We start from the raw sequence: 19,315 nt of genomic DNA on the forward strand, positions 1-19,315 counted from the left end.
ATGATATTAAGTTGAAGAACCCGCTGTTTTGACCTCTTCCAACATTTTATCGTTATAGCCAAACATCCAGGTCAGGACAAACGCTACCACCATAGCAGCCAAGTTCGCCAAAATGTAAAGCGGAAGCTGATGATTCATGTAGAGCAACGTGCCCGGAATGACCGTAACTGCCATACCTGTAGCCGCCAAATGGAAGACCGAAGCGATAAAACCGCCAACCGCACCACCGATGAGGCCCATGACAAAAGGCTTCATGTATCTCAGGTTGACCCCGAAAATAGCCGGCTCCGTAATCCCTAGAAAAGCAGACAACGAGGAAGGAAGTGCTAACGCTTTCAGCTTGCTATTCTTCGTTTTCAGTCCAACCGCCAGACAGGCAGCACCTTGAGCAGCCATAGCGCAGGTAATGATGGCGTTAAAGGCGTTTACGCCGTTCTTTTCAAGCAGTTGAATCTCCAAGAAATTAAATATATGATGCACACCTGTAACGACGATAATCTGATGCAAGAAACCGATGACAATCCCTGCAATACCGAAAGGTAAATCCAGCACAAACGTTGTTCCGTGCAGCACCCATTCTTCGAGTGAATGGAAAATTGGACCGATGGCAAATAATCCCAAAGTGATCATGATTAACAGTGTTAAAAACGGTGTAAGAATCAGATCTAGCGCTTCAGGCACCCGTTTGCGCAGCGCCCGCTCCAGCTTGGCTCCGATCAAGCCCACGAAGAAAGCTGGCAATACTGAGCCTTGATAGCCCACCACAGGAATGAATCCGAACATCGTCAACGGGTGAGCTGAGCCGTCCGCAACACTATAAGCGTTGGGCAAGGCCGGGTTTACCAGCATCAGACCAAGAACGATACCCAGTACTGGACTGCCACCAAATACTCTAAAGGCTGACCATGCGACTAACGCTGGCAGAAAAGCAAAGGCCGTATCCGTTAATACTTGTGTGTATAATAGAAAATTGGGTGAAATGTCCTGTGGCGTCATGCCGAGTAGAGCGAGAATTTGCGGCTGAGTGAGCAAGCCACGTAGCCCCATGAACAGCCCCGTAGCAACCAGTACAGGAATAATCGGTACAAACACATCGCCAAAGGTACGGATGGAGCGTTGGAAGACGTTTCCTTCTTTTTTCGCCTGACTCTTCACCTCTTCTTTAGATGAACCGGTTACGCCAAGCTTTTCGACCTCTTCAAAAATTCGATTTACCGTACCCGTACCAAAAATAATCTGATATTGCCCGGAATTGAAAAAAGCACCCTTGACCTTGTCGATCTCCTCAACTTTTTTCTGATCAATCTTCTCCTTGTCATGCACCATAATTCGCAAGCGCGTCGCACAATGAGCAAAAGATGCAATATTTTCTTGCCCCCCGATTGCCTGGATCACTTCTTTAGCTATTTCTCTGTTTTCCGCCATGATGTTCATCCTCTCGTTCATTCCGTTATGTTTGATGATTAACGAACCACTTGATGTTTTAGCCTACTCATGTAAAATCCCATTTTACCGCCTGGAAGAGAGCCTCTCCCTTGTCGGCAAAAAAGCGTATTTCGTCACTCTCTGGATGCGGAAAAATACGACTGGTGAACACCTCTTCCCCATCATTGACGAAAATCTCAACTGAAGACGTATCTACAAACAAATGTAGTTTGATATGATCTTTATCCCATGAACACTGCCGTACCTCACCATACGAAGTGGCTACAGGCTCACCTGATTGCGAACGGTCCAATATTAGTTTGCGGCTGACGGCATTATATTTAATCACCGTTTTCTCAGTCTCACTCGCACGGAATTCAATACCAAACACCTTAGCGCTCAAAAGATCTACCTCACAGATCAGCTCATAGGCCGTACCTGTAAATCCTTCATAGGTTTTGCTCTCTGAGAATAACGTGTCAGCTACCCGATCCTCACGATTTCTACGTAGCGTAGTTAGCTCAGGGATCGGCCGCTGCAAGAGTTTGCCCTCATGAAGCGTAAGCTCCCTTGGTAATGTCAGACAATGAGCCCATCCGTTCGGATCTGTGGGATATTCGATATCCGGCAGGCCCATCCATGCCACCATAATACGCCGCCCCTGTGGGTCAATCATCGTCTGTGGCGCATAGAAGTCAAAGCCTCTATCGAGCTCGTGGAATGCACCGTGCTCCAGTCTTCTTGTCCCGGTATCCAACGGCTTGCCGATTACATAGCCCGATTGATAAATATTGTGATTTTCATCCCCAGAAGGCTCCAAGCCCTGAGGAGAAAAGATCAAGACCCCCGCTTCGTTCAGTTCAAAATAATCTGGACATTCCCACATGTAGCCAAACGATTCCAGGCCTGTGCACAATTCTCCCTCAAACTGCCACGTACGAAGGTCGGTTGATCGGTAGAGGACGGCGCAGCCTGTTAAATTCGTTCTCTGGGCACCAATCACACAGTAAAAGCTATCGCCGTCTTTCCATAGCTTGGGATCACGAAAATGGTCTGTATACCCTTCTGGCACATTGGAAATAACGGGGTGCTCCCATTTAGTAATGTGACCTTTATAGTCCATAACAGCCATGCATTGATAAGGATGTCTGATCCAATCTTCATCTCGTGCATTTCCCGTATACAGCATATATAACTTGCCCTCATGCTCCAGTGCGCTGCCCGAATAAGCCCCATGCGAATCAAAATAATCCCCAGGTGCAATACCAATGCCCGCACTATTCCATGTGACCAAATCTTTGGATTTCAGATGATACCAGTATTTCATCCCATGATCCGTTCCGAGCGGAAACCACTGATAAAATAAGTGGTATTCACCTTGGTAATATGAAAAGCCATTGGGGTCATTGAGCAAACCTGTCGGTGGCTGGATATGAAACACCTGCCGCCAGTGACATTGCTCCACTTTCTCCTCCAAGCTGGCTATTTCACCGGGCTCTGCCTGCTCGATCATTCGATACTTTTGTTCTCTTGTCATTTTCATAGGTGTACCTCATTTTTATTAAAACTTTCGCTTCAGGAACCGGTTCCAACTCAATGAAAAAAACATTCTATCGGGACCGGTTCCCATGCGATAAAAAAAATATACTCATCCATGGATTTGCAACCGATTCCATTTGTGCCCGAATGATATGGAACCGGTTTCGAAGAAATTATAATCCACTTGTTCAGCGTTTGTCAACGCTTTCTCTTTCGATAAGGGAATAATTCATGACCGTCACTTTTTCTACCGATTTATGTTCTACCAACCGCATAATATTTTGCGCTGCTACACGTCCAGCCTTCATATACGGATATTGAACGGTTGTCAGGGCAGGGTGAATGACCTCCGTAATATCGTATCCCCCAAAGCCAGTTACCGACAAATCTGACGGAATGACAATCCCTCTGGAATAAGCCGCATTGATTACGCCCAGCGCGATATTATCCGTAGCACACACCATTAACGATGGCTTGAAATGGTCCAAAATGGCGGATGCAGCAATCCGTGCATCGGACATTTTAAATCCGGTCTCATAGTATCTGATATCATACCCTGCTGCTCGCATCGCATCGTCCGTATGAGACTCAGCAGGCAATGCATCGCGAACAGCCTGCCTAAAGCCCTCCTTGCGCTGCACACCGACGGCAACATCCTTTTCAGTAACACCAACGTAGGCAATTTCGCGGTGTCCCTGTGACAAAACGTACGTGCCGATATCATATCCTGCACGATAGTCATCATGGATAAGGCTATGAAGCTGCTCGTGCTGCTGGCCCACCAGCAACACCGGAATACCGATGTCACGAATCGCGGTCAGATGGTCGTCTGTAATTTGAGCAGCCAGCAAAATGATACCCGAAATCTTTTGTCGGCCCAGCTCATAAATAGCTTCAATTTCACGCTGTACATCCTGGCTCGTATTAGAGATCAGCATCTGATAATGCTGAGAACGCAGCTCCTCATCAATCCCCATCAGCGTATGGGATGTCGCAAAAGAATCCAGACGCGGCACAACGGTGCCGATAATGTTGGTCCGCTTCGCCTTAAGACTCTGGGCAAAGGCATTGGGCACATAGCCCGTAGCTTTAACCACTTTTTCAATTTTACGTTTCGTATCCACGCTGACAGACCCGCCGTTCAAAAAACGAGATACCGTGCTCTTGGATACACCAGCCATTTGGGCTATATCTGCAATCGTCTTATTCATGAAGTCCCCCGGAGATTTTTCATATTCATATGCTTCCAAAACGTCTCTTTTCACATAACCCTATAATACCATATGGCGGGATTGGATTGCTGTGGCTCCAGACCCATCATGCACAAAACGCCGTCCCTTCTGAAGAAGGAAACGGCGTATCATAATGAACGTAATTTTAAAAATCAAAGTTATCCGGATCTGGACCTACTCGAAGATCGGCATTTAACGCCTGAATTCGATCCATATCCTCGCGTGTCAGTTCGAAGTCAAAAATGTCGGCATTTTCGACGATCCGATGCGCCTTGGTAGACTTGGGAATGGTGACAACTCCCTGCTGCACATCCCAGCGTAAAATCACTTGCGCCACCGATTTGCCATACTTGGTCGCTATGTCTTGCAGTACCGGATGATCGAGCAATTGGCCTTGCATTAACGGGGACCAGGCTTCCATTTGAATGTCGTTCTTTTGACAGAATTGCAACAGCTCGGCTTGGGTTAATTGTGGATGGAACTCCACTTGATTGATCATTGGCTTAATTTCAGCATCCTTCATGAGATCTTCCAAATGATGAATCTGGAAGTTGCTGACTCCAATCGCCTTAATCCGTCCTTCTTTATACAAGGATTCCAACGCTCTCCAAGCTTCTTTATACTTTCCTTGAACTGGCCAATGAATCAGATATAGATCCAGATATTCCAGACCCAGCTTGTCCAGACTGGCTTCATAAGCTGCTCGTGTCTCTTCATAGCCTAAATCTGCATTCCACACTTTGGACGTGACGAACAGATCTTCTCTGGACAGATTATTTTCCTGAAGGGCTTCCTGAATAGCCTGCCCTACACTGCTTTCATTCGCATAGATTGCAGCTGTATCTATACTGCGGTAGCCATGCTTTACAGCAGCCTTTATAGCATCGACCAGCTCCGAACCTTCTTCCACTTTAAATACCCCAATGCCAAACCAAGGCATGTGAACTCCATTGTATAACAATGTTGTGCTTTGTAAGTTTTGTGTCATTTTGTATCTTCCTCTCTATTTTTTAAAAGCTTTAACCTGTAATGGTGGTTGTATCCCTTTTTTCGAGCATACGACTCCAACCTGTGAGCAGAACCGCAACGAAAACCATAATGCTCCCGATCCAGGCCGTATGAATGAGACCGAGTGAATCCGTTACAATCCCGCCTACATAAGCTCCGATGGCTATCCCTGCGTTGAAAGCTGCAATATTAACAGCAGAGGCAACATCGACAGCTTTGGGTGCAAACCTTTCGGCCAACATGACTACATATACCTGTAGCCCGGGCACGTTCATAAACGCAAGCAATCCCATAAAGAAGATCGTAATCAGTCCTGCCGTTTTAAAAGGTGCCGTGAACAACAGGAGAAAAAGGATCACTGCTTGAATCAAAAACATGTAAAACAAAGCTGAAAGCGGCTTGCGGTTGGCTGCTTTTCCGCCAATAACATTCCCGATGGCAATCGCAATTCCATACAGCAAAAGTATAAACGTTACCGTACTTTGTTGAAATCCGGTTATGTCGTGAAGTAATGGAGATAAATAAGTAAACACCACAAATGTGCCTCCATACCCCAAAGCTGTAATGATAAATGCGAGTAGCAAGCGACCATTGGTAACCAGTTTGACCTGCTCGCGGAAAGGAGTCTTGTTCCCTTTGCGCAGCGTAGGTGGCAGCAGAATCAGATTGGCGATGAGTGCCACTACACCGACGACCACAATCGCCATAAATGCAGCCCGCCAACCCCATTGCTGCCCAATGTAGGTACCCAAAGGTACACCTGTGACTGTGGCTACGGTCAACCCGGAGAACATAATGGAAATAGCACTCGCTCGCCGATCATCCGGCACAAGATCGGCCGCAATGGTGGAACCGATAGACATGAACACCCCATGGGCGAACGCTGAGATCACACGTGCAATCAGCAGCAAGGCAATTCCGCTAGAGACCGCAGCGAGGCTATTACCTGCAATAAATATAATCATGATCCACAGCAGCAACGTTTTACGGGGAACACTTGATGTTAATGAAGTCAAGACAGGTGCCCCGATGGTAACCCCTAATGCATATAGCGTTACAGTTAGTGCAGACATCGTTACAGATATATGCAAGTCTTCAGCAATCAGGGGAAGTAGTCCCACGCTGATGAACTCGGTTGTTCCAATCGCAAAGGCGCTTACGGCTAGAGCCAGTAATGGCCAGATACTTCGTTTTGATTCTGGCGACATGTTTTTCACTCCTATCTATAGAAATCTTCGACCAGCAGATGTTATTATGAGTTATTCAAGCAAATATGAACAGTACGTACTTTTTAGTGATATAGGTACTAAAAAGTACCCTAGATAAAGTTCTTTTTGATTAAAACAGGCTGTTAAGGTATGTATAACAGAAGTGATACACATGGGGGGATCTGCATTGGGGAAGAAAAAATACAACATCTCTGTTGAGGCGACGTTAGAGGTGATTGGCGGGAAATGGAAATGCGTGATTCTGTGTCATTTGACACATGGAAAGATGCGGACAAGCGAATTAAAACGGATGATGCCTTCCATAACACAAAAAATGCTGACTCAGCAGCTTCGTGAATTAGAGGAAGACGGCATTGTCAATCGGATTAGCTATAATCAGGTTCCACCCAAAGTGGAGTACGAGCTTAGTGAATATGGATGTAGTCTGAAAGGCATTTTAGATTCTCTTTGTGCTTGGGGAGAAAGACATATTATTAAAGAATACGGGGATAAATCTACGGTTTTGGAAGATAACATTCTGAATAAGCTGTAAAGCCAAAAAGAGCGCCTGCATACATCAGCAGGCGCTTCTCTCTCCGAATTCCAAGGGTTACGAATTGGACATCATTTTAATTTGTGAAATCGATGACCATGCGTCCTTGGATTTTGCCCTGCTCCATCTCCTCGAAGATCTCATTAATGTCTTCGATCGGACGTTTTTGTACAAGAGGGACGACTTTACCTTCTGCAGCGAACTGGAACGCTTCTTTAAGGTCTTCACGAGTGCCGACCAAGGAGCCAATAACTTGAATGCCGTCCAGAACCAGACGTGGAATGTCCAGATCCATCTTATCAGTTGGAAGACCTACAGCTACAACACGCGCGCCAGCCTTTACAACGTCGATGGCCTGGTTGAAAGGTGTTTTGGCAACAGCAGTAACCACGGTTGCATCCAGACCAGCACCGTTTGTTAGCTCCTTAGCTCGGGCGACCGGATCTTCTTTCATGCTGTTAACGATATAGTCAGCACCAATTTGTTTAGCCAGTTCTAGTTTTTCATCACTGATGTCAAAGGCTACAACTTTAGCATTGAATACATTTTTGGCGTATTGCACAGCCAGGTTACCCAAGCCGCCAATGCCGAAGATACCGATCCATTGTCCTGGTTTGATTTCACTTACTTTAACTGCTTTATATGTTGTAACCCCTGCGCAAGTTACACTACTTGCAGCAGCAGGGTCAAGACTATCTGGTACTTTGACTGCGTAGTCAGCTGTGACAATACATTGCTCTGCCATTGCACCGTCTACCGTATATCCGGCATTTTTAACTTCACGACACAGCGTTTCCCGCCCGGTTAGGCAATATTCGCAGTGACCGCAGCTTTCGAACATCCAGGCAATACTTACGCGATCACCAATCTTAAGACTGGTTACTCCTTCGCCTAATTCAATGACTTTTCCAATACCTTCATGCCCCAGAACTCTGCCTGTGACATCACCGAAATCTGCATTTTTCACATGTAAATCTGTGTGGCAAACTCCACAGTATTCGACTTGGACTAACGCTTCCCCATGCTTCAGGGAGCGTAAAGGTTTCTCTTCTACACTGACTTTCTTGTCTTTTGTAACAATTGCTGCTTTCATGTAGATCTCTCCTTTAATTAGATATGGAATTATTTTGTAATGCACACTTCATTATTATAGTAATTTTTGCCCAAAAAGGACAAATATAAATCTAACTTAAAACTATTTAATCGAAAAACGCTTCTTTCTAAGTCCTTGGACCCTTGTAGGAACTTTGTACAATAATTTACAATGTAAAAAGTTTCACATACTCTATTTGGAAGAAGGATAAAGAAACATGAAAAAAAACTGGAAAGGTTGCCTGTTCAGCATATTTGCCATTATCTTGGTCGCGTCGGTAACAGGATGCAATTCACAGCCCGCCATTTCTAGTACCACCAGCACTTCATCCTCATCGGCTAACAACGCTCATGCAGTTGTTCAGAAAGGCCCACACTGGTCCTATGCAGGAGAAGAGGGACCCGAGCATTGGGGAGTGCTGGAAAAAGATTTTGTTGCTTGTGGTAACGGCCACGAACAATCTCCTGTCAATATAGAGCATACCCATCTTGAAGCATCGCAAACGCAGCAACCTCTGCAAGTTCATTACACCAATACGAAAGCATCCATTTTAAATAATGGGCACACTGTGCAAATCAGTGTTGCCGATGCCAACAATAACATCGTGCTGGACGGTACTAAATTCACTTTAAAGCAGTTTCATTTTCATCACCCGAGCGAACACCAAATAGATGGTAAAAATGCTGAAATGGAGCTTCATTTTGTCCATCAAAGCGACAACGGAAGCACAGCAGTCTTAGGGGTCCTTATCCAAAGTGGCAAAGAAAACAAGGCTTTCAACCGCATCTGGTCCAAACTGCCGAAAGATATTTCCCAAGAAGCAGCTCTGGATGAAGAAATAAATCTCGCTACGCTGCTGCCAAAAGACCTGCACTCCGTTCGTTACAACGGATCGCTGACTACCCCGCCATGCACAGAACATGTCAATTGGACAGTGCTGGAGCAGCCTATTGAAATGTCCGCAGACCAAATCAACCAGTTTGCTGCCATTTTCCCCGATAACCATCGTCCTGTACAACAGCTGGGAACCCGGGAACTGACTGCCGATAAATAATAAAATAAAGTGCCGTAAGATGTAAGGTGCATTCTATATATAAATACAACCCAAAAGCCCCCTCTATTCATCTAGTTAGAGGGGGCTTTTCGGTATTAAATTTACTGCTCATTACAAGCGCACCAGTTCCTCCACCTTCACCGGCTGACCTGTACGCATAGAACGGTTGGCGGCGATGCCTGTTAAAATGGACCATGCACCGTCGATATGTGAGGCCGCACGATGAAACCGATCCTCTGCCGGCTTATCAAAAATATCACGCAGCATAACTGGATCTCCTCCGCCATGCCCCCCCTGGCCTTCCTCCACTTCGACCTCATAAGGTGCTGCAAAGTGGGGATAGATGGTGATGGTCTTCTCTTTTAGTGCACCCTCATCTGCCTTGCTGCCGCCGGAATTAACATAGGATTGCTCGGATACCCGAACCTCCATCCGTCCCTTTGTGCCGTTAAATACGATGATAAAGCCCTCCCAAGGCATGTAAGCATTCAGTGAATAGTTCATCACCGTCTTGTTCTGATACTTCACCATGACACTCAGCGTATCTTCAATGCTGATATTGTCGCCAAATACGCTTTGATCCCGCACATAGCCATCCTCATGCTCAGCATCCAGATACATGCTTTTTAGATGTTCGTTACGGTCCAGATGTAGCGCAAAGGGGTCATTTTCCGCTGCCTTGCTGCCGTAAGCTCGTTGATAAAAATCCGTCACGCCACGCTGCTCCGCATTTTCCCGTCCGTAAAATTTCAGATCCCCCATCGCATACACCGTCTCCGGTTTTGAGCCAAGCCAGAAGTTCATCAGATCAAAATGATGCGTCGACTTGTGCACCAGCAAACCGCCGCTATTGCGCTTGTCTCGGTGCCACCGACGGAAATAATCCGCGCCATGCTGTGTATTCAGCAGCCATTCGAAATTGACCGACAGCACCTCTCCGAGCGTTCCGTCCATGATGACCTCACGGATTTTCGTATTGTGTGGTGCATAGCGGTAGTTAAAGGTGACGCGCAGTTTCCGTCCCGTGCGGTCTATGGCATCCAAAATGTCTTGGCATTTATCTTCATCCACCGTCATCGGCTTCTCGGAAATGACATCACAGCCCAGTTCCATCGCCCGGATAATATACCGATGATGCACCCGGTCAATGGTCGTGACAATGACGATATCTGGCTTCGTCTCCGCGATCATCCGATCAAACTCGTGAGCTTTATAGGTCGGAATCGGCTCATGCTCGTATTTCTCCTGCAACAGCCGATTGGCATAATCCATTCTCGTCTGATTGACGTCACAGAACGCGATCAGCTCCGAGGTATCTTTGAAAACGGTAACAACTTCACCGTAAAAAAATTCGGCTCTTCCTCCGGTACCCACAAGTGCATATTTGATTTTAGGCAATTGGTTCACACCCTTTACATGAATTGCTTTTATTTTATAGTATAAGAAAGAGCGAAATCTTCGCTTTTATTATGATTTTTCCCATAAAGTGTACATATATTATCCTTATGCATTTTTTTATTAAAGGAGACTATCGATATGATCGCTACACCCCGTTTTGCCATCGAGCAAGCGCTACGGACGGTGCCGTTCAGCATGTCCACTGACCATGTCCACCAAGCGCACGAAATCTATTATTTGCTGGCAGGAGAGCGCTACTACTACATTAATCAGCGGGTTTACGCACTCCAGAAGGGCGATCTGATTTGGATCAGCAAACATGATTTTCACCGTACGAGTAACAAGGGTAGTGGTAGCCATGAACGGATTTTGATTAACTTTGATGAAGAATTTGCAGCCTCGTCAATGAATGTCTCTCCCTCCAGCGATCAGAACCAGCTTCTTCTGCCAGAAAAAAGCTTTCTGCTTCGCCCCTCCGCGGAAGAACAATGCGAGCTGGAGCATCTATTCCGGCAAATGCTAGATGAATACCACCAAGAACATGCCTACCGCCAACTATATCTCCAAAGCTTGCTACTCCAGCTCCTTATCCGCATCCGGCGCATACAATCGGCCACTGCCGATACCATTGCACCGGAACGTAGCGAAAAGCAGCAGCGCGTGTACTCGGTCATTGCATACCTGCATGCTCATTATGACGAGAGCCTGTCGCTAGATCAGCTGGCTGAGCATTTTTATATTAGCAGCACGTATTTGTGCCGTATTTTCAAGCAGACAACAGGTTTTACTTTAGTAGAATATCTTCAGGATGTGCGGGTGCAGCAGGCTCGTGCGTATTTGAGAGAAACGAGCTGGAAAGTAACCTCCATTGCTGAAAAAACGGGCTTTGACAGCATTGCTCACTTTGGTCGTGTATTCAAGCATCTTACCGGGCACACCCCGCTACAGTACCGAAAAAAATACAAAAAGGAGTAGAGGAATGCCCCTACTCCTTAACTCCCATCAAGGTGATGCCTTCAATAATTTGCTTTTAGACAATGATGAAGATTTCGATTTAAGATATTTTTTGTAGCTTGGTAAGCGAATAGGTGCGGCCACCATCTGAAGTATAAAAATAATTGAATGGACTTAAGAACTCGCAAACCTGGAATGTGTCCAAATTAATAACGATGTAATTAGGACCATACGAAAAATCGGCTTCCCCTGTTCCAAAGGTTCTCGGAGTTTGAAGACCCGAAGGATCGGTGTAATCCATAATATGGGTTACATCTCCTTTTACATTACGATAATAGCTGTTACTATACAGCCATGACCCCTTATTGATTTCAATCAGTAATGCATTTGGAGCAGAATAGGGTGCACTACTAGAGAACGACCCCAAATATACGCCCTTTACTTCAGCTACTGAAATGCTCATATCTCTAGCGGAATACCCATTTGGGGTATACCAGGTTTCGTGGTTTTCCCAATTGAGTCCCGTTAAGATATTATCTCCGTTGCTGCGGATCGTTGAAAGATCATAATACAATACGACTCTGGAAAGGTCAGCTGTACAATTGATAATGGCAGAGGCACCCGATGGATTGGAAGCATTCCACATCAATTTATAGCTGCCTTTTTCTTCACCTGTCGCAGAACCAATTACAATCGCATATTTACCTGCCGGGATATTAATGTATGCTTGACCTCCGTTTGCTTTAACACCCCATCCAGTAGAACTGCCTAACGAGCCGTTGGCATTGACATTGTACAGAATAGCCAACAGATTTGGATTGCTGGAATCCAGCTTTAGGAATGATAGCTGCTTTGCAGTGAGAGAAACCGCGTAGCTATCAAATGAATCACTGAGAGTGCCATCTCCTACAAATACAGGTTCAGAGATACCCCATGCGCTTTGCGGTTTAACGGTTATGCTCTGGGTTGAATCTGTGGAAATCTTTTTCGCTTCGTCCGGAGATATTTCATCTAGATTTTCAAATTTTTGAGTATCCATTGCAGAATACGGTATCGAGGACATGGATTGAATTTCTGCCTTCTTCGTCTCTTCCTTAGCCGCTTGCGACGTTGTTTCACTTGCCGCGAAAGAGGGAACTACTGAAACACTGTACATGAGCAGTATTGCCAAAATAAAACTAACACTTTTTCTGACAAATTTCATAATGTACTCCTTTCACGATTGAGATACTTATTTTCAAAAAATTAGTAAGCTTCGTTCTAGGAAGTCATCTACATGATCATCTCTAAGATGCATAACGTAAAAGTCTATATCACTCGCATTCTCCTTTCGTAGTTTTGAATATGAGTCAATCGTTTCTTCTGTTGTGTCTAGATTATTAAATAGTACAGAAGAAATTTCAATGGACTGGCGTAGATAGTATGTTGATGTCGTAAACAGCATGAAATACGAGTAAATTTCCGTCCGGACAACTAAAAGAGGGTGTCGCAAACCAGCTGTAAATTAGCTGTTTCGCGGCACCCTTCATTAATTTGGGCATGCCTTTCTGATGATAGGACTGATTACGCCAAGGGTATCAGTACGACGCTACATTTCGTTCAAAAGACTTCAAGGAAGCATACTGTATTTATAATATTCACTGCAATACATCATCTGAATATACCTCAAGCAGGTTAGTAATATAATTCCTGCTCACAGGGAGATTGGTAATCTCATGACCATTAAAAATATCGACGGAATATGGATAAGTTATTTTTACTCTGTAGATTTTAGATTTTGCAATTACATACGACCTATGTATCTGGATAAAATTTTCACAGCCTAATAACTGCATCACTTTGTTTAAGGTTCCTCTAAGATAGATTTCCTCTTTTGTTGTATGATAGATTATCGTATGATTATTCACTTCCACAAAAACTATATCACTTTGACGAACACTATTTATGGTGGACTCTGCTATGATAGTGAACACTCGCTCCGGTTTTTTTTGCTTCATTACTCTATCCAAAAATAGCGAAAGTCGCTTCTCGTCAATAGGTTTTTTCAAGAAGCCCATTGCTTCCACTAAATATCCGTCAATAGCACGAGCAGAATCAACGGTAACAAAAATGATAGGTACCCGATTGCCCATTTTTCGGATATGCTTTGCTGTAGTCATCCCATCAATATCTTCTTCACTACTTAGCGAAATATCGAGCAAAACTACGTCTATATCTATGTGAGCATTAAGATATTGAATTAATTTCTGGGACGAATAAAAATCAGCACATTGCAGCTCTATATTTTTATTTAAAGCCCACCGAGATATAGACGCTTTTAACGCATCGCGCCAATAACATTCGTCTTCACAAATTACGACCTTCACGGCATACCACTTCCTTCATTTGTACAGTTAAGATACAAGTGTTGAAAATTTATGGTCGGTGGCTACAGCCTGCCGGGCTTTACCGAATTGCTTGATATGTGATTCTATGACGGGGACGGGCAATTCATCTTCAGACGGGTTTCCTTCATAATACGGCGTAGCACGAGACGACTTATTTGGAATCTTTTTTCCCTCGACAACAACAACTTCTACATGGGCGACTCGAATTCCTTGCTTGTTTTTAAGGCGAAACTCTGACTTTTTAAGGGGTAACTAATCAGAACCTGGAAAACAATTTTTAACAAAAGCTTAACAGACCCAGAAGCTGGGGGCCAATGAAAAGGCAGCCCCACAGCGCTTGATGCTTTTTCTGCATCTTGTCACCTTCCTCCCCGGTCACAGCCCATCCCGTGCCTACTTGACCGCCTTGGATATGATCTGATTCAACTTTTCAATGGTTGCCGCAGCATCCTGCTTGCCCAGGAACATCAGGTCGATGGTTTCCGTGATATCCGAGTTCAACCCCGGCGCCTGAGCATCATAGGCCAGTGCAGATCCATGAGCATGCCCTATGTTACATCCCTCAGTCAAATAGCTTGAATGCTCAATTGTCGCCTTTTTCTTAATGCTCTCATCTGCCGCAGCAAGTGTACCCATGGCATTCCCGCCTTCAACCAGCCGCGCCTCCTGCCCCTTCACAGAGACGTAGAATGCTGCCAGCTTCATGGCCTCTTGCACATGCGGACTATTTTTGTTTACAGCTACATAGGCAACCGGAATGGCGACGGGCTCATTCTTACCGGTATTGGATGGCCAGTAGATATAATCGAAGTCGAGGCTTTTATTTTGACTAAACAAGGGCTCCAGCCATCTTCCCGCCGCCAGCATGCCGACTTGATTGGACATGAACATCGCGTCAGCCCCTTGCCCTTTGGGAAGCGAGCCGAGATATACCGCATTTCCCTTTTTCACCATATCGTACATAAAACTGAAGGCTTCCTTGCCCTTTTCATTGTGGTCCAGCACATATTTGCCTTGTTCATCAAAGATCTGACCGCCATTCGACCACACCCATGAATACCAGTGAGCCCACCAGTTTTCCGCAATATAACCCTGCTTTCCAGCTGCCTTCAGCTTGGATGTAACCTCCTCAAAAGCATCCCAGTTCCACTTGCCTTCGTCATAGTATTCTTGCGGCGTCTTCACGCCTGCTTCCTTAAATACCTTTTTGTTGTAATACATGACCATCGGGTTGGAGTCGGGAGTGACCCCATAGATTTCCCCGTCACGCTTTGCCGGTCCCCACAATCCTTCCGGAAAATCCTCAGCCTTCACATCACTCGCATCACTATTTAAAAACTCACCCAAAGGCTGCACCTGCTTCGCCCCGATCAAACGCGCAATCGTCGGTTCATACGCATAAAACACATCCGGTCCGCGACTTTCCTGAAGCTGTGTCAGCAGCTTTTGCTCATATTGGTCTCCCGGCACAGGCACCAGCTTAACCTCGATATATGGGTTTTCCTTTTCAAATGCATCCAGCGCCCGCTGATACACCTTCACCTCCGCAGGATTACCCCAAGCCAGCATCGTAAGCCGCACTTTTTGCCCGTCTGTGTTCTTTATTTTGGGAGAGGTACTGCATGCCGCTGCAAGCAAAAACAGAACGCTGAGGAAAAATCCAATCTTTATCCAGCTCATGTAATTGTCCACCTTAACCGCCTCCTGTAGCTTCACTTGGTTGTATGTCTTCTTTTTTGAAACGCTTACAAAACTTTCCCTATCATCATATGTAGGAGGGCGAGACACGATATCCCCATTTTCATTTCTATATAAAATTTATTGTTCTCGACGAGATCTGCATATCAATGTTGCTGTAAAACGAACAAGGCAGCCTTTGAAGCAAGGCTGCCTTGAATATGCTAATAAGCTACAAAGCGGACAACGATCCCTCAGGTTGCTCCGCTCTGACAAGCAAAGCTGCTTGGGCAGCGGCAATGCGGGCAAATGGCACCCGGTACGGTGAGCAACTGACATAGTCCAGTCCGCTGCGGTGACAAAAGAGAATAGACTCACTATCCCCGCCATGCTCGCCGCAGATACCTGTCTCCAGAAAAGGCTTTTTTGCCCTGCCTTTGACAACAGCCCATTCGATCAGCTTGCCTACGCCATCCTGATCCAACACCTGAAAAGGGTTCGTTTCCAGTATGTTTTTTTCCATATAGGAGCCGAGGAATTTACCTTCAGCATCATCTCGACTGTAACCAAAGGTCATTTGCGTCAGATCATTGGTTCCAAAGGAGAAAAAGTCCGCGTACTGGGCCACGCTATCTGCCAGCAGGGCTGCTCTTGGAACCTCAATCATGGTGCCCACCCGATACTTGAACCACTTAAATTCCTCGCTAAGCACCTGAACGGCTACCTTATCAACCAGTTCCCTCATTTGCTTGAGTTCATTGGAGTGACCGACCAGCGGAATCATAATCCCCGGTCTCACATCCACGCCCCTGCGTAGTGCCGCTTCCGCGGCCTTAAAGATCGCTTCAATCTGCATGTCGTATATCTCTGGAAACAGAATGCCCAGCCGAACACCGCGCAGACCCAGCATAGGGTTAATTTCCCGTAGTTCATGAACCTTGGAGATAGTGCTTTTAAGACGTTGGAGCTCCTCCGCATGGCCGCCGGAAAGCACAAGCTCCCGATGTCGCTCCTGAAGCTGTTCCAGATTCGGCAGGAACTCATGTAACGGCGGGTCCAGCAGGCGAATCGTCATCGGTAAACCGTCCATCGCACTGAACATAGCCTCAAAGTCAAATTGTTGCATTTGGAGCAGACGATTCAAATGAAGAATCCGCTCCTCCTGATCATCGGCCAAAATCATCGCCTGAACGATAGGTAGACGATTGCCAGAGAAAAACATATGCTCCGTCCGACATAGCCCGATGCCTTCGGCTCCAAATTCACGGGCTTTGACTGCGTCGAGTGGCGTATCCGCATTAGTGTAGACCTTCAACGTCCGAATGCCGTCCGCAATCTCCAGCAGCTTCAGTAACTCCGGTGTAATAACCGGCTCATTGAGCGACAGACTGCCTTGGTACACCTGTCCGGTGGTCGAATCGAGTGAAATATCCTCCCCTTCCTGAAAGGTCAGGGTACCGATACTGACGCTCCGACTGCTCAGATCAATGCTCAGCGCGTCACAACCGCAAATGCAGGGTTTACCCATGCCCCTTGCAACCACAGCAGCATGGCTGGTCATCCCACCTCGACTCGTCAGCACCCCTTCGGCGGCAATGATTCCGTGAACATCATCGGGTGAGGTCTCCACACTGACCAGGATGACTTTTTGCCCATCCTTCGTCCAGTTCACTGCCGTATCCGCGTCGAATACAATACGCCCACTCGCTGCGCCAGGCGAGGCTGGCAAACCTTGGGTAATTGCCTCCAGCGGTGTGGAAGTATCAATGGAGCGATGCAGCAGCTGGTCCATGTGGGACGGTTCGATCCGCTGGATAGCCTCCTCTTTGCTGATAATCCCTTCCTCCACCAGATCCACAGCTATTTTTACAGCCGCCTGCCCCGTTCTTTTGCCGCTGCGCGTCTGTAGCAGATACAAATTGCCTTTTTCAATCGTAAATTCGATATCCTGCATATCCCGGTAATGACACTCCAGCAATGAGGCCAGCTCTTCCAGACGATCATAGACTAGCGGCAGCTCTTCCAAAAGTTGTGGAATAGGGTTAGGCGTTCTTATTCCTGCCACGACGTCCTCTCCCTGAGCATTTACCATATACTCACCGTACAGTTCCTTCACACCTGTGGAGGGATTGCGGGTGAAGAGCACTCCGGTTCCGCTATCGTTGCCGAGATTGCCAAACACCATGGCCTGAATGCTCACTGCTGTTCCTTGTTCATCTGGAATGCCGAAAGCCTTCCGGTAAACCTTGGCACGCATATTGTTCCAACTGCGGAATACAGCCTCCACCGCCAGTTGCAGTTGCTGATACACATCCTGTGGAAACGGCTGTCCACTCCGCTCTGCGACAAGATCTTTATAATTTGCGATCAGTTCCTTCCATTCTCCTGCGCTAACCTCTTGGTCACTGACACGCCCGTTGGTTTGCTTGCTCTGCTCCTGAAGCTGATTAAAATGGATGGAGTCTATCCCTAGCACGACCTCGCCGAACATTTGAATAAATCTGCGGTAACAGTCATAGGCGAAGGTTTCATTTCTCGACTGTTCTGCCAATCCACGCACGGTTTCATCATTCAGACCCAGATTCAGAATCGTATCCATCATACCGGGCATTGAGGTTACCGAGCCTGAACGGACAGATACCAGCAAAGGCCGCTCCGTATCTCCGAATATAGCCGACTGCGCTTCCTCAATGTCGTGCAGGGCGATTACGATCTCCCCCAATAAGCCCTCCGGAAGCTTGCCGCCTGAAGCAAAGTAGGCTCGGCACGCCTCGGTGGTCACCGTAAAGCCGGGAGGGATCGGGAGACCCAGTGTCGTCATTTCCGCGAGATTAGCGCCTTTTCCTCCTATTAGCGCTTTCATCCCCAACTTACCTTCGTTAAATGAGTACACTCTTTTCAGCATTAAATTCATTCCCTCCACTTATCGAGATACATGCCTGAATTAATCTATATGTCTATTTAAAGTTGTAACACAAATCAGGAGGAAACTTCAATATATATGACGTAATATATACCTATAACATTCATTTATGATGTTTTAATCAATGAATAAACTTATTTATAAAACACTTTAATTCGGAATTAGACGTATATCGGGATAGAATGACACGACTTAAAAAAACAAAAAGGACATCTGTTTAGACGTCCCTTTGCTCAGCTCAGATTTTATTTTTCTACATCTCTGTTAGCCTCTTTTCAAAAATATTATAGCCGTTCGTTTCGCCTATATACGTATAACCGCATTGTCTGTAAAACTCGCTAAGCTTGTCATTGCCCGCAATACAGTCTAAACGGATTCGATCCTTGCCTGTGAAGTGGATGCCTTGTCCAATCCATTGCATCAGCTCACGGCCTAGCCCTTTCCCAGTGCTATCGCGATCCACAACCAAACGATGCAGATATACTGAGGTTCCTCCTTCAGAATCCGTTTCGTCTAGTCCCCACAACTTACGGTCCCATGCACTGGGCTGCTGCTGCAAGATCACTGCGCCTGCCAGGCTATGATCCTCTGATGCTCGGAAAATAACCACTTCTCCGCGTGCAATAGCGCCGCCCAAGTTGTGATCATCTTTTCCTTTTAGTAAGCGTCCCCATTGTGTGGAGCCTTTGCTGTGCAGCCATCTGGCCGTCTTTAAAATTAACTCCTGAACCTCAGCCTGATCTTCAGTGCTTGCCTGAAAAGCCATTAATTCTGGTGTGACGGATGATTTGACAATAGTCATTGATGTCATGCTGCACCTCAACTCTCAAATTTTCCTTATGTATAAAATATAGCATAAAAAAT

15 protein-coding genes are annotated in these 19,315 nt (G+C 46.1%); 3 read left to right on the top strand and 12 right to left on the bottom strand.

The genetic code is table 11. The annotated features are described in order from the left end of the window. Positions 1-6 precede the first annotated feature (6 nt). The 5 genes from NLX82_RS23135 to NLX82_RS23155 form a co-directional block, all read right to left on the bottom strand. On the bottom strand, positions 7-1,425 hold the full coding sequence (locus NLX82_RS23135) for a sucrose-specific PTS transporter subunit IIBC (RefSeq protein WP_081326318.1): 1,419 nt from the start codon (positions 1,423-1,425) through the stop codon (positions 7-9). 67 nt (positions 1,426-1,492) lie between these two features. Beyond that, the gene (locus NLX82_RS23140) at positions 1,493-2,968 is read right to left on the bottom strand and encodes a glycoside hydrolase family 32 protein (RefSeq protein WP_254349121.1); all 1,476 of its coding nucleotides are present in this window, start codon (positions 2,966-2,968) and stop codon (positions 1,493-1,495) included. 184 nt (positions 2,969-3,152) lie between these two features. Then, positions 3,153-4,175 carry a LacI family DNA-binding transcriptional regulator gene (locus NLX82_RS23145; protein ID WP_053326521.1) on the bottom strand — a complete coding sequence of 341 codons (1,023 nt, stop codon included), beginning with the start codon at positions 4,173-4,175 and terminating at the stop codon, positions 3,153-3,155. 166 nt (positions 4,176-4,341) lie between these two features. Continuing rightward, entirely contained in the window at positions 4,342-5,184 is an 843-nt protein-coding gene (locus NLX82_RS23150; RefSeq protein ID WP_254349122.1) for an aldo/keto reductase, read from the bottom strand. A 31-nt stretch (positions 5,185-5,215) separates the two neighbouring features. Continuing rightward, complete coding sequence (locus NLX82_RS23155) at positions 5,216-6,412, bottom strand: MFS transporter (RefSeq protein WP_254349123.1); 1,197 nt, start codon at positions 6,410-6,412, stop codon at positions 5,216-5,218. A 187-nt stretch (positions 6,413-6,599) separates the two neighbouring features. On the opposite strand from NLX82_RS23155, the gene NLX82_RS23160 reads away from it, so the two are divergent. After that, the gene (locus NLX82_RS23160) at positions 6,600-6,965 is read left to right on the top strand and encodes a winged helix-turn-helix transcriptional regulator (protein WP_028541937.1); all 366 of its coding nucleotides are present in this window, start codon (positions 6,600-6,602) and stop codon (positions 6,963-6,965) included. 76 nt (positions 6,966-7,041) lie between these two features. Here NLX82_RS23160 and adhP read toward each other — a convergent pair whose 3' ends face one another. After that, positions 7,042-8,058, bottom strand: a complete 1,017-nt coding sequence (gene adhP, locus NLX82_RS23165; RefSeq protein ID WP_023986589.1) for an alcohol dehydrogenase AdhP — start codon at positions 8,056-8,058, stop codon at positions 7,042-7,044. 217 nt (positions 8,059-8,275) lie between these two features. On the opposite strand from adhP, the gene NLX82_RS23170 reads away from it, so the two are divergent. Continuing rightward, positions 8,276-9,112: a carbonic anhydrase gene (locus NLX82_RS23170; RefSeq protein WP_254349124.1), complete on the top strand. Its 837-nt coding sequence runs from the start codon at positions 8,276-8,278 to the stop codon at positions 9,110-9,112. A 111-nt stretch (positions 9,113-9,223) separates the two neighbouring features. Here NLX82_RS23170 and NLX82_RS23175 read toward each other — a convergent pair whose 3' ends face one another. Then, positions 9,224-10,510, bottom strand: coding sequence for a Gfo/Idh/MocA family protein (locus NLX82_RS23175; protein ID WP_028541935.1), 1,287 nt, complete (start codon positions 10,508-10,510; stop codon positions 9,224-9,226). A 138-nt stretch (positions 10,511-10,648) separates the two neighbouring features. Between NLX82_RS23175 and NLX82_RS23180 the strand changes: the two genes are divergently transcribed. Continuing rightward, positions 10,649-11,485, top strand: coding sequence for a helix-turn-helix transcriptional regulator (locus tag NLX82_RS23180; RefSeq protein WP_053324428.1), 837 nt, complete (start codon positions 10,649-10,651; stop codon positions 11,483-11,485). A gap of 79 nt (positions 11,486-11,564) precedes the next feature. On the opposite strand, the gene NLX82_RS23185 is transcribed toward NLX82_RS23180, so the two are convergent. From NLX82_RS23185 to NLX82_RS23205, 5 genes are all read right to left on the bottom strand, one after another. Next, entirely contained in the window at positions 11,565-12,668 is a 1,104-nt protein-coding gene (locus NLX82_RS23185; protein WP_254349125.1) for a hypothetical protein, read from the bottom strand. A gap of 433 nt (positions 12,669-13,101) precedes the next feature. Next, complete coding sequence (locus NLX82_RS27835) at positions 13,102-13,830, bottom strand: LytR/AlgR family response regulator transcription factor (protein WP_254349126.1); 729 nt, start codon at positions 13,828-13,830, stop codon at positions 13,102-13,104. A 414-nt stretch (positions 13,831-14,244) separates the two neighbouring features. After that, positions 14,245-15,543, bottom strand: coding sequence for an ABC transporter substrate-binding protein (locus NLX82_RS23195; RefSeq protein WP_367995896.1), 1,299 nt, complete (start codon positions 15,541-15,543; stop codon positions 14,245-14,247). Between the two features lie 217 nt (positions 15,544-15,760). Continuing rightward, on the bottom strand, positions 15,761-18,433 hold the full coding sequence (gene ppdK, locus NLX82_RS23200; protein WP_254349128.1) for a pyruvate, phosphate dikinase: 2,673 nt from the start codon (positions 18,431-18,433) through the stop codon (positions 15,761-15,763). Between the two features lie 271 nt (positions 18,434-18,704). Next, positions 18,705-19,262: a GNAT family N-acetyltransferase gene (locus NLX82_RS23205; protein ID WP_254349129.1), complete on the bottom strand. Its 558-nt coding sequence runs from the start codon at positions 19,260-19,262 to the stop codon at positions 18,705-18,707. Between the last annotated feature and the right edge of the window lie 53 nt (positions 19,263-19,315).

It is taken from the genome of Paenibacillus sp. A3M_27_13 (assembly GCF_024213315.1).
Taxonomy (GTDB): Bacteria; Bacillota; Bacilli; order Paenibacillales; family Paenibacillaceae; genus Paenibacillus; species Paenibacillus polymyxa_B.

Excerpts from the sequence above, each read along its gene's own strand:
- NLX82_RS23185 (WP_254349125.1), bottom strand. The coding sequence starts at position 12,668 with ATGAAATTTGTCAGAAAAAGTGTTAGTTTTATTTTGGCAATACTGCTC.
- ppdK (WP_254349128.1), bottom strand. The coding sequence starts at position 18,433 with ATGCTGAAAAGAGTGTACTCATTTAACGAAGGTAAGTTGGGGATGAAA.
- NLX82_RS23205 (WP_254349129.1), bottom strand. The coding sequence starts at position 19,262 with ATGACATCAATGACTATTGTCAAATCATCCGTCACACCAGAATTAATG.
- NLX82_RS23145 (WP_053326521.1), bottom strand. The coding sequence starts at position 4,175 with ATGAATAAGACGATTGCAGATATAGCCCAAATGGCTGGTGTATCCAAG.
- adhP (WP_023986589.1), bottom strand. The coding sequence starts at position 8,058 with ATGAAAGCAGCAATTGTTACAAAAGACAAGAAAGTCAGTGTAGAAGAG.
- NLX82_RS23170 (WP_254349124.1), top strand. The coding sequence starts at position 8,276 with ATGAAAAAAAACTGGAAAGGTTGCCTGTTCAGCATATTTGCCATTATC.
- NLX82_RS23180 (WP_053324428.1), top strand. The coding sequence starts at position 10,649 with ATGATCGCTACACCCCGTTTTGCCATCGAGCAAGCGCTACGGACGGTG.
- NLX82_RS23135 (WP_081326318.1), bottom strand. The coding sequence starts at position 1,425 with ATGGCGGAAAACAGAGAAATAGCTAAAGAAGTGATCCAGGCAATCGGG.
- NLX82_RS23140 (WP_254349121.1), bottom strand. The coding sequence starts at position 2,968 with ATGAAAATGACAAGAGAACAAAAGTATCGAATGATCGAGCAGGCAGAG.
- NLX82_RS23150 (WP_254349122.1), bottom strand. The coding sequence starts at position 5,184 with ATGACACAAAACTTACAAAGCACAACATTGTTATACAATGGAGTTCAC.
- NLX82_RS23155 (WP_254349123.1), bottom strand. The coding sequence starts at position 6,412 with ATGTCGCCAGAATCAAAACGAAGTATCTGGCCATTACTGGCTCTAGCC.